Source organism: Dysgonomonas termitidis, from assembly GCF_042654545.1.
GTDB classification, from domain to species: Bacteria; Bacteroidota; Bacteroidia; order Bacteroidales; family Dysgonomonadaceae; genus Dysgonomonas; species Dysgonomonas termitidis.
The window spans coordinates 1-10,754 of record NZ_JBHSGN010000037.1; the positions used below are offsets into that span (position 1 = coordinate 1).

Here is a 10,754-nt window from a genome sequence, read left to right on the forward strand (position 1 = left end):
GCTCCTTTCCGGGCTGAGATTTCAAGTAGTATTTTTTGAAGATAAACGGTTGTCGCTAATGTTCTTCTGGCGTAAGGTAATGCATAACCGGGATATTGCTCCGAAAATATTTTTTTCTTACACCGGGTATTTTTACAACTAAACCTGCGGACCTGTAATAGAATCCGGATACTATAACCTGATGCAGGCAAATCCATCAGTTTGCGGATATAACGGGAACGTACTGCCTTACTATGTCGCCCGCACGAGGGACAAGTGCCGTGTCCCTTAGTTGAATGAGCGTAAAGATACAACAGGTTTTCTTTAATAATGGACCTTTTTATTTTTACCTGCGCTGTTTCATATAACTTGCATATCCGGATATTACATCTATCCTTATTTACTTTTTTATTCACTATCAAAATATTGATTATCAATATCTTGAAGTTACGAATTATTATTTGGATATACCAATATTTATACATCTATTTAGCTGAAAATGAATAAATTAACTAACACGCCCTCTGTCCTAAAATTATTGCATCAAATTTGACGAAGAACCCACTTCATCAGATTCTCCACCGTGGGCAAAGAAGATGTTTTATCCATCGATCTTGTAGAAGAGACAGGACAGAAACTGGGTGAACAGCTGGCCGGTATAATCAATATCTTTAATCCCGAAATGGTGATTATCGGCGGAACTTTATCTGCGGCCGAAGACTATATCATGCAGCCGATCACGTCTGCTATCCGTAAATATTCCCTTAACCTGGTGAATAAAGATACATCCGTTACGATATCTAAATTGAAAGACAAGGCCGGGGTAATAGGGGCTTGCCTGTTGGCTAGGACCAGATTGTTTGAAATATAGTGAATGTTATCTGAAAGAGAATTTCTCCCTGGCTATTCAGACATCCCTTAGAGGTAGGTTTAACCAATATGAAGCTATCCGTATTTGTAAAAAGGTATAGGCAATTCTTGTTTGTACCTGCCGAGGTTAAAAGCAGTAGTGGCTGGAATGGCATTGATAGCATCGTGTGGCCCTGTCTCTTAATTATTTACTACCAGGAAGGCGCTTCCTTTGCGAATTCCCTAACTCTTCCAGCCGTTCCCTGTTACTTTTAACCGCTTTCCGCTCCATCATGGCTCTTATATCGCCTGCCTTATAATGATGCTTTTTGGCAATGGTGGAGTATTTTATTTCACCTTTTTTACGCAGTGACCTTCAGATAACCGCAAACCTGTGCCTCGTCCATCCATGCGTTGTTGTCGGCAGGAAGCCGTTCCGCAAGCTGTTCGATAAACCCTGCTATCCGGTCGATTTTACGAACCAGTTCGTTCCATTCCTCTGCGTTAACTGTGATTGTTTCCATAAGCTTTTGCATTTATATTGTTTTATCGTTCTCACGCCGTAAAGTTCGGGAATATGGATTTTGGTTATAGCGTACTGCGGGTATGACATATAATGCCGTATGATGACGCTTGCGCTCCCTCCATTGCATTTATAGCTGCAATCCGTATAGCTTTGCCTGCAACAAACCTAAAAAAACAGGAAATTTATGAGTACGATAACTATCGATGAAAAAGCATTCAACGAACTGCTGTTCCGGCTGGAAATGTTCACCTCAAAGGTAAAAGCGCTTTGCGAACGGTTAAGTGAACGGAAATTAAAGAAATGGTACGACAACCAGGATGTATGCCGGATACTGAACATCAGCCCGCGCACCCTGCAAACATTGCGTACAAATGGTACGCTGCCCTATACTCAAATCAACAGGAAAATATTTTACAGGCCGGAAGATGCGGATACCCTTGTCCTCCAATCCGGTTTAACAGGTAAAAAAAGGATAAGCTATGAATGACAAGGCAAATGACAGGATAATTACGAAAGACGACAAGCGGCTGGCTTCCCTTTTCCAAACAATAGATCAACTGTCCGCTTCAATAGAGAATATTGCCCACAACCTCAAGCCGGGACTTGAAGGCGGACAATACCTGACGGATAAAGAGGTTTCCAAATTGCTAAAAATCAGCCGCCGCAGCTTGCAGGATTACCGCACGCAAGGCAAAATCCCCTTTTACCGCATCGGCGAGAAGATACTCTACCGGACGGGGGATATCGGGCGTTTTATGGAGGAACACTACAGGGATAGACGACCGGACAAAGGCTTTACCTGTATTTGAACTGCTCAATTTTCTGTAAAACATCCGACAGGTTTCCCATGTCCCTGCTTACCTTTTCATTCGTTATTTTAGCATACCGCTGTGTGGTCTTTATGTTCCTGTGACCCATCGTCTTGCTGAGCGATTCGATGGGCACGCCGTTGGTCAGGCAGATTTCCGTCGCATAGGTGTGCCGGCTTTGGTGCCAGGTCACCTCCCTGGCTATACCGGCCGCAAGGGCGATTTCCTTTATCCCGGTTTCAAGGGTCGTATAGCAGGGGACCGGAAGCAGCTTATCCCCTTCAGTCAGGCCTTCGTATTTCTTAATGACCTTTTGCGGGATATCCATCAAAAATACATTGGATGAAACGGCGGTCTTTTGCCTGCGGGTGATGATCCACGGATTGCCGTCGAAGAAGACCTGCATATTCTCCCGCGTCAGGTTTTTCATATCCCGGAAGGATAGTCCGGTAAAGACACAGAATAAAAACAGGTCCCGTACCAGCTCGAGCCTTTTCTTGAGCGGAGCGTCCATGATAGCCCTTATTTCGTCCTTATCCAGATAGCCCGCATCCGTTTCCTCTGCCGCAATCTCATAGCCGCTGAACGGGTCATAAGTCAGCCACCGGTTATTAATGGCTATGCTTATCATCCTGCGGAGCGGCATCATATAAAGCCAGATGGTATTGTGCGCCAGCTTCGGGACTGTAGCAAGGTAAAGCTCAAAGTCGGTGATAAAGGCCGGGGCCAGCTCTATCAATGCTATATCCGAACGGTTATACCGCTTTTTAATAAACGCTTCCAGGTGCAGGTAAACATCCTTGTATTTCTGGTATGTTGATTTTGACCGCAGCCCGGCATTCTTCATCTCTTCAAAATCCCTGTTATGCTGCCTGAATACCTGCAACAGAGTTTCGCTACGCAGGTCTATACCGAGAAAGGAATTCTTTACTTTTTCGGCAGTAACATACGAGTCCCGCTCCAATACCTTTTTGTAATGCCTGTCTATCCCTGCCTTGATTTCATCCAGCAGGCTGTTGATTTGCCTGGCATAATCGCTCCGTCCCGCTGCACGGTTGTAGTTCGTTTCCCACAGGCCGGGGCGGATGGAGGCCTTGCAGCTGAACTGCGCAATCATCCCGTCGATGGTAATCCGCGCCATGATGGGGGCTTCGCCGTCCCTGTTCAGGTTGCTCTTCTTCAAATAGAATAATACTTTAAATGTACTTCGCATACAATAACTCAATTAAAGTTTCAAAATTATTTACCATTGAGTTATTTGCCGCTACGCAAAATACGGCTAATGGGCGCTAACAAAACTTTTGATAGCTTTTTACTATTGTTTTTATTACCTTTGCCTGTATAAAGCCAGGATCATTATAAACAACCGTATGTAAGTCAAATGTTTATGTACAACGTTCAGGTATCGTTTATTAAGCCGGAACAGGGGAAATACAGGTAACGGTTTAGTAACTGTACCCTGTCCAAAATGGGTATTTTCCTGGCTTTTTACGGCTTCATCAACCTGTTTTATTTTGATTAAAAACACTGTAAATCAGCTAGCTTGCTTCGATTTACGCAAAGTTGCTTTTGGGTATTGACTTTTGGAAAAAAAGATTAGTAAAAAGCGAAAATAGGCAAAACGATTAAAATCGTTACTATACAATGCTTTATAAAACAGTAGTCTTAGTTTGGAGCTCGGTGTCTGAAAGGTTTTGGGTTTGAAAACACAAGGTTAGGTTACTAATTCGTTACCGATTGATAGGGGGGTATTATATTAATATGTTGTATTACAGTTGCTTGTTCCTATTTTCGATATCCCCTTGTAATTCAACAAAAAGTATTTTGCTGAATGAAACAAATTAGAGTAGGTAAATTATAAGATATGGTAAGCTACTTCAATTTTTCGGTTACAATCTGTAACTCTGCAGCCAACTCTCTTGATTCCAATCGCATAATGGTATCATCCGAATTGCCAAAATCAAAGAGACCAAAACTACCATACCAAACAAGCCGGTTGTCAATAATGATGTACTTTTGGTAAATACTTGAATCTTGTATAACTGTGAATTTAGATTGGAGAAATTCAATACATTTTCGTGCTCGCTCTTGTTCCCGATATGATTCTATTGAGCGAGTGATAATCGTAATTGATATACCTGCTTGTAAAGGTGTTTTTAACCATATGAGTATCGTGCTGAGCTGTTTCTTCCGAATATAGGGGCTTCCGATTAATATTTCTTTTTTCGCTTGAGTAAAATCGTTCGGTATGACTGATTCAAAAGAAACACTATCATAAATCATACTGATTCTATCCGGCTCATTTCTTGAGGCTAAAGCTTTATATCCAATTTGAGAGTACCCGGTAAGACGTTTGTGATACATACATTCTAATACAGGAATATGCATATCCACATAATCATAAACAATTACATCCTGCTTGCCGGGATATTCACGATGCAATCGTCCGGCATATTGTGCCAGTGTCCCTTTCCACGCAATCGGAGAAGCCAGAAACAACGTGTCCAAGCGGGGATAATCAAATCCCTCGCCGATATATTTTCCTGTCGCTATTATAATCAGTTTTTCACTTTGCGAGATAGTAGCTAACAAACCGGCTGTCTTATTTTTGACCTTTACCGAGTCGGAGCCAACAAGAGTAATGATATATGCATCCGTTTGATTCTCTATAATGGAGGCAAGCTGCATCACATGCTCTTTTCGTTGGGTAAGGATAATAGGAGTTCTACCATTTACTACAGCCTCCGTTACGTCTGTCGCAATCTGTTGATTGCGCAGTTCGTCTTCGGCAAGAGCTGTGTATATTTTTGTAATATGCCAATCGGCTTCTGTTTGGTTTAATGGCTTACTGAATCCTGTAAAACGTGGAATAATATAATGTTCAAAATCTCGCTTCCCTGCTTGTTCTTTTGCACTGACACTATATCGTATCGGACCACATAGCATAAAAGTAACCGGATGCTGACCGTCTTGTCGTTTAGGGGTTGCCGTCAAACCATAAACATATTTGGCATTTGTTTCACTTAGTACCTCTTCAAAACTAAGTGAAGATGCATGATGACACTCGTCCACAATGACCATTCCATAATTCTTTACGATTTCATCCACTTCATTGTTATGGATTAAACTCTGAACAAGCGCAATGTCTATAATGCCGGAGGAGGAGTTTTTGCCAGAACCGATTTGTCCGATAATAGAACGGACTTTCTTTCTTCCTCGTTTTTTCTCCGCTTCCGGCAAGGATTCATTTATTTCAAGGAATTGTTCCAATGATTTCTTCCATTGATCGCATAAGGTTTGTAGATGAACTAAAATTAAGGCATTACACTTTTTATCCGCAATGATTGAAGCACCAATAACTGTTTTCCCGAAAGCTGTCGGAACAGATAGTATCCCATTTTCATGTTGGAGTAAAGTTTCTGCGGCTAAATTCTGTTCTTCTCGGAGCGTCCCTTTGAAACTAACATTAATCTGCTTCCCGGTATTTCGCTTGTCATCAAACATATACTCTACATTTGACTCTTCAAGCAAATGAATAAGTGAGGGGCGGCAACCTCGAGGGATTCCAATATATTCATCCGTTTCTTCCAAAGAACAAATAATTCTCGGAATACCATACGTGGACATCCGCATCTTCTGTGTTTTATAAAATACCGGATTTTGGAAAGCTGCCAGTCGCTTAATACGGTTAAGAGCTCGAGGGCTTGCATTCTCCTTCGGAATATACAATCTGTTTGCTTCTACAATGGTCAAAAATTCTGGGAATTCCTTCTTTTCAAGATTATTCTCCGTCTTCCTCCTTTCCCAAGGCTTGAATAATGGTTCTTCTTCTTTTTCTAAACTGCCAAGTTCTCCTAAACCATTACCTTCGCATAATATAGCAAGCAAACCTTCTATTTCTGTCAAATCTATTTTCCGAATGGAAGCTAGGTAAGCCCATTGATCTGGATAGCTTTTGAAATCTTCATCAACAAACTCACTATTTCTTTTTTCACGCGCACCACCTTGTAGCGGCAATGCAATCAGATTGCCAAACCCGCCTTTCGGCATAAAATCCTGATTGGGAAACATCCGGTCATACGAAGAAAAACGGATTTTATGCCTGATTGACATTGCTTTTGTAAGAAGAACATTTCCAAGTCTTCTTGCAATTATTGCCGGAATGGGTTCTTCAAAGAACAGCCAAGCGTGTGCTCCATTCCCTGAGCGGGAACGTTCTATGGCAGTTGGGATATTATGAGTATGACATACCGAACGGAATGTATTTATATCCTCTTCCCATTTTTCTTCATCAAAATCAACAGCAAGGAATAAACAAGTTTCATCCGGAAGTAGAGGGTAAATGCCGGTAATGCCTGCTCCATGCTCATCTTTATTCCGCAAATGACCATTAATAACCTCTTTTGTCAAAGGTAATAAATCCCGATTGGAACAGTCTTTGCATTTAACTCGTGTTCTATCACAAAGACCTCTTATCCATTCGTTTTTACAAGCCGGTATATAATAACTGCTATCATGTTTCTTGCTATAACAACGTTTGGCATAGACATCCGTTCTTCCTCTGAATAGAGATAGAAACAATTCTATTTTCTCATCAGGAGTACTGTACTTGTTAATTGAAGAAGTTGTGTTCTTTTCTATGTCTTCCTGTTTGGGTATATCCGATTTCTGGACTTCCTCCTGAAGAACAGTTTCTTTCTTTGGAAGCCCAAGCATATTCCGAAGCTTTTCATTTTCTGCAAGCAATTCAGTGTTTTGAGTTTGCAGTTCGGCTATTTGCTTTAATAAATCAGATTCAGACATATGAGGGAGGATTTCTTACAAAAACTTAAGCCTGCTGGCTAACTGAAGAAAATAATCATTCGACCAGATATCCAACTCCTTGGGATTCTGAACAAATGGAAGCACATCATGCTTAACCATATTAATGTCGGTAGAAGAAAGCCTTTCTTTTAGCATCGTGGTAAATGATTCCTTATCCATATCCATGCCGTTAAACTCTTTAGTTCTGATTTGCAAATGAGCAAAATTCAACGGGACATTATGCCGAACATACCATTCGAAATCATACCAATCCCGACCTTTCACCCGGGTTTTCCAATTACGGAATAGTAATGCATGCATCTTCCCGGCATACAAATCGGATAACGTAAAGCAGCGGGTCATAAAAGAAAAGGGCATCAAGGATAATTTTTGTTCTGTTGCAAATCCAAGAGGCGGATCAATATCAACCTCTATCTTAATTTTCAAACTTTTCTCAGTCTTGAACTTAACATCATATATTGCCGTATCGTCTTTCAAGAATGCGGATTCTACTTTTGTCTCTTTCTTTTTTTCCTTTCGGGTAATAACAACATCACGCCCGGCTGCTTTGAACTCCTCAATGATGGAGGGAAAATAACTTTCCAAATCAAACGTTTCATCTTTCCCGATAAGAGAGAAATCCATATCTTCACTGAATCGAGGCAGTTCGTGGAAGATTCTCAAGCAAGTGCCACCATAAAAAGCAGCCTTATCAAAGAATCCCCCACGGTATAATCCGGCAAGGGTTACTTCCTGCATTACTTCATGTGTTACGTTTCTCTTTTGCTCGTTGGTCTTTATCTCGTACCTTGAAAGCATTTGTTCAAATATATTCATTGTAATAGCTTCAATAATAATTCTAACACTCCTTTTTTCTTCCCTGTATTTATACATTCCTTGACAATACGCATGTTCATATTCTCTAAAGCAGACATTTCTAATCGTAAATCTTCTTCAAGATAAGCCACGAACGCTTTTTCTGATTGAATGCGTAGTCGTGGCGTTACGCTAATCATATCGCACAATGCTTTTTCCGGGGTAGCTATCAGGAACGTATATTTATTTTCAACTGTCTGTTGCTTAATTCCAATTGAATAGTAATTCTCATTCACCGTTATATATTCAAATCTACCAATCTGATTTTCAAAATATTTGGAGCGATTAGGCGTTATGGAGCGAATCGTATATACTTGTTCGGGAATTAAACCGTAATAATGCAAAGCGCTCTCCATGGAGACATAAGACGGACCATAAATATGATTCGCGACCAGTTCTACAGATAACAGTTGCTTACTTACCTTCGGTGATACAACATATACTCCTCTTTTCAGCCGGATTATCTTTTCAGCCTGTTCCAGATTTGCAATCTTGTTTCGAGGGGAACGATAGTCAGAAAACAGCGAACGCAGGACTGCGTAGTCCACCGGTATAATTCCTAATTGCTCTAATTCTTCCATATAGCCATTTCAATTATGGAACAAATATAGTTGTTTTTGAATGGAAAGTTGAATAAAATAAGAATAATTGTGTAAAAAATACTAAGTTAACGCCACAAGCTTCCAAATCGACGCCACTGGCTGCCACCTGATTGTAAATCCATTGACGGCAAGATTTTTCTTTTTTATTTCGCAGCAAAACAATGAAGCTATCGCTATTGGAATGGCTTTCCTGTAAGCAAAACAGGATACACAAATGCAGAGGAAACCATTCTCTACAATGGGATAAGCGGAAGGCTTACTTTTGAAGCAAAGACGAATAAAAACTTTAAAAATAGAATGGAATGGAGATCGTAAACATTGAAGCAAAAACATTTGAAGCGATGCTTTCAAAATTTGAAAATTTCGCTACCCGTATGGAATCTCTTTGCCGCCTGTATGGCGACAAAGATCGTGAATGGATGGATAATCAGGATGTGTGCCTGCTGTTGAATATTTCGCCCAGAACCCTGCAAACGCTTCGGGATAATGGAACGCTGGCATACAGTCAAACCAGCCACAAGACCTACTACAAGCCCGAAGATGTGGAAAAGGCTCTCCCCCTTGGTGGAAGAAAAACGTAAGCAAGCTATTCACAAAGGAAAAGAATTGTAAGTCATGGAAGAGTATCAAAACAACCAAGGTTTCCCTACTGAATGGCTGGGAGCTTGGGAAAGTGTCAACGGCAACCCTGATCTGTATATTTTTCAGGGATACGATGGAAAGTACTATCTACTCGCCTACAGTTATGACAAAGAATGTGAAAGAGGTAGCTTTTCTTGCTATAATATAGACTCTGACGAAGAGGGTTGGTATATACGGGCACACTAACTTTGGCACTGAACTGTACCATGGATTTTTCGATGCGGATACGTCCCGGAATGGGAACTGTTCCGTCTGCTTTCTCCTCATTTCGTTTGAGGTAGAAACTCACTTTTACTTCTTGCATAATTAACTCTTTTACAGATTACAAAATTAACTTTTACAGAGCTAATCAACGATACGCAAAATATTGTGAATTAGCGAATAGAAAACTGATTCAGAGCACAAAGCCTACATAACATAGCCTTGTTTGTCAAAAACGTTCTAAATCATTTACTGTTAGAGGAAAATTCGTTGTTTGAATGGGTTGACACAGTTTAAAACAGGTAATACATTCGTAACGGAACGTCTTCCTAAATACACAATATCTTGCTTTTTTACTGCTTGCAGTGGAGAGTAGAATGATGAAGTTATAACCTATGATTCAGATATTTACGCCGTTTTTCCGTTCTTGCTTTTTGGGTGCTGAGTTTAGAAACGAGCGAAGCGCCTGGATTCGCTTAACTATCCTGCAATACTCAAAGAGCGACTTAATGAATACAAAGATATTTACTACCCAACATTGCAATATAAATATTACCCGTAGAGCATAAATGCATTACGGGTTCATTTCGTTTGTTTTTATGTTCCGGGTTAAATCAGGACTGTTATGAATTATGGCAATTTAAACTAAAACACACTGAATATACAAACAGGAGCTATCGTAAAGGGAATAAAATCTTAACCCAGCGATAAATATCCGGAATAAAATAACCGGAGTCCGCTTGCCTGTCTTACCTTTGTAATCAGACGATCATGAATTAACACCGGCAGGCCCACCGGCCTGATTCCCGGACTGTGCGCCGGTCTGTAGAGGCAAATACAGGGAGGCAAGCCACAAATAATATAATGACACCGATTACGAATTAAATTATGGCCACATTAAAATTTATACTGCGCAGGTCCGTCAGCGGAGCGCGCTGCAAGGGCAGCCTGTGCCTTCGCCTGATCCACAGCCGCAAGGTCAAAGTCATCACCAGCCCTTTCCGGCTTTACCCCCACGAATGGGACGAGGTCAGGCAAAGGGTACATCTTCCTGAAGAGGGCTCCCCGCGCTACCCTTACCTGTGCAAGGTAACCGAAAGCCTTTGCGCTTACGGCGAACAATTCGAAGAAGCGGCCGGGCGGCTGGAGAAATCGGGGCGTTATACCGTTGATGACATCCTTTGCAGTTACCATAGGGAGCATAACCCGGCCAACCTTTCCGGCTTTGCCGAACTGCAGGCCCGGAACCTGCTGCGTGCCGGCCAGGAACGTACCGCCCGTGCTTACCGCACCGTCAGCCGCGGACTCATCACATTCAATAAGGGGCGTGATATCCCCCTGAGCCAGATCAATGCCTGTATGATGAAAGAGTTCGAGGCCTACCTCAAGGAGCGGGGCAAGGCCATGAATACGATCTCTTATTATATGCGTATGCTGCGTGCCATCTATTGGAAGGCCGTCAAGGAG

The 10,754-nt window shown here is 41.5% G+C and carries 10 protein-coding genes and 2 pseudogenes; 6 read left to right on the plus strand and 6 right to left on the minus strand.

The features are described 5' to 3' along the window. A partial coding sequence (locus tag ACFO6W_RS04380) for a transposase family protein (protein ID WP_379994149.1) occupies window positions 1-395 on the minus strand: 395 nt, incomplete at its 3' end. A 161-nt stretch (window positions 396-556) separates the two neighbouring features. Between ACFO6W_RS04380 and ACFO6W_RS04385 the strand changes: the two are divergent. After that, window positions 557-850, plus strand: a pseudogene (locus ACFO6W_RS04385) (ROK family protein); the annotation flags it as partial. Between the two features lie 340 nt (window positions 851-1,190). Here the strand turns inward: ACFO6W_RS04385 and ACFO6W_RS04390 are convergent. Next, window positions 1,191-1,352, minus strand: a complete 162-nt coding sequence (locus ACFO6W_RS04390) for a hypothetical protein (protein ID WP_379994150.1) — start codon at window positions 1,350-1,352, stop codon at window positions 1,191-1,193. A gap of 243 nt (window positions 1,353-1,595) precedes the next feature. Between ACFO6W_RS04390 and ACFO6W_RS04395 the strand changes: the two genes are divergently transcribed. Next, window positions 1,596-1,841, plus strand: a complete 246-nt coding sequence (locus ACFO6W_RS04395) for a helix-turn-helix domain-containing protein (RefSeq protein WP_379994159.1) — start codon at window positions 1,596-1,598, stop codon at window positions 1,839-1,841. Beyond that, window positions 1,834-2,163, plus strand: coding sequence for a helix-turn-helix domain-containing protein (locus ACFO6W_RS04400; protein ID WP_379994151.1), 330 nt, complete (start codon window positions 1,834-1,836; stop codon window positions 2,161-2,163). Before ACFO6W_RS04395 ends, ACFO6W_RS04400 begins: the two co-directional genes overlap by 8 nt. On the opposite strand, the gene ACFO6W_RS04405 is transcribed toward ACFO6W_RS04400, so the two are convergent. From ACFO6W_RS04405 to ACFO6W_RS04420, 4 genes are all read right to left on the minus strand, one after another. After that, the gene (locus ACFO6W_RS04405) at window positions 2,150-3,376 is read right to left on the minus strand and encodes a site-specific integrase (RefSeq protein ID WP_379994153.1); all 1,227 of its coding nucleotides are present in this window, start codon (window positions 3,374-3,376) and stop codon (window positions 2,150-2,152) included. The genes ACFO6W_RS04400 and ACFO6W_RS04405 overlap by 14 nt on opposite strands. 659 nt (window positions 3,377-4,035) lie before the next feature. After that, on the minus strand, window positions 4,036-6,966 hold the full coding sequence (locus ACFO6W_RS04410) for a TOTE conflict system archaeo-eukaryotic primase domain-containing protein (RefSeq protein ID WP_379994154.1): 2,931 nt from the start codon (window positions 6,964-6,966) through the stop codon (window positions 4,036-4,038). A 15-nt stretch (window positions 6,967-6,981) separates the two neighbouring features. Further along, window positions 6,982-7,803, minus strand: a complete 822-nt coding sequence (locus ACFO6W_RS04415) for a nucleotidyl transferase AbiEii/AbiGii toxin family protein (protein ID WP_379994155.1) — start codon at window positions 7,801-7,803, stop codon at window positions 6,982-6,984. Next, a complete protein-coding gene (locus ACFO6W_RS04420) occupies window positions 7,800-8,423 on the minus strand; it encodes a type IV toxin-antitoxin system AbiEi family antitoxin domain-containing protein (RefSeq protein ID WP_379994156.1) in 624 nt (207 codons plus the stop codon). The genes ACFO6W_RS04415 and ACFO6W_RS04420 overlap by 4 nt, the downstream gene beginning before the upstream one ends. Before the next feature lie 323 nt (window positions 8,424-8,746). On the opposite strand from ACFO6W_RS04420, the pseudogene ACFO6W_RS04425 reads away from it, so the two are divergent. The 3 genes and pseudogenes from ACFO6W_RS04425 to ACFO6W_RS04435 form a co-directional block, all read left to right on the plus strand. Continuing rightward, window positions 8,747-9,056: pseudogene (locus ACFO6W_RS04425) on the plus strand (helix-turn-helix domain-containing protein). Window positions 9,057-9,059: 3 nt separating this feature from the next. Continuing rightward, window positions 9,060-9,272, plus strand: a complete 213-nt coding sequence (locus ACFO6W_RS04430) for a hypothetical protein (protein WP_379994157.1) — start codon at window positions 9,060-9,062, stop codon at window positions 9,270-9,272. Between the two features lie 903 nt (window positions 9,273-10,175). After that, on the plus strand, window positions 10,176-10,754 hold a 579-nt coding region (locus ACFO6W_RS04435; protein WP_379994158.1), incomplete at its 3' end, for a phage integrase SAM-like domain and Arm DNA-binding domain-containing protein.

Excerpts from the sequence above, each read along its gene's own strand:
- ACFO6W_RS04390 (WP_379994150.1), bottom strand. The coding sequence starts at position 1,352 with ATGGAAACAATCACAGTTAACGCAGAGGAATGGAACGAACTGGTTCGT.
- ACFO6W_RS04395 (WP_379994159.1), top strand. The coding sequence starts at position 1,596 with ATGTTCACCTCAAAGGTAAAAGCGCTTTGCGAACGGTTAAGTGAACGG.
- ACFO6W_RS04400 (WP_379994151.1), top strand. The coding sequence starts at position 1,834 with ATGAATGACAAGGCAAATGACAGGATAATTACGAAAGACGACAAGCGG.
- ACFO6W_RS04405 (WP_379994153.1), bottom strand. The coding sequence starts at position 3,376 with ATGCGAAGTACATTTAAAGTATTATTCTATTTGAAGAAGAGCAACCTG.
- ACFO6W_RS04410 (WP_379994154.1), bottom strand. The coding sequence starts at position 6,966 with ATGTCTGAATCTGATTTATTAAAGCAAATAGCCGAACTGCAAACTCAA.
- ACFO6W_RS04415 (WP_379994155.1), bottom strand. The coding sequence starts at position 7,803 with ATGAATATATTTGAACAAATGCTTTCAAGGTACGAGATAAAGACCAAC.
- ACFO6W_RS04420 (WP_379994156.1), bottom strand. The coding sequence starts at position 8,423 with ATGGAAGAATTAGAGCAATTAGGAATTATACCGGTGGACTACGCAGTC.
- ACFO6W_RS04430 (WP_379994157.1), top strand. The coding sequence starts at position 9,060 with ATGGAAGAGTATCAAAACAACCAAGGTTTCCCTACTGAATGGCTGGGA.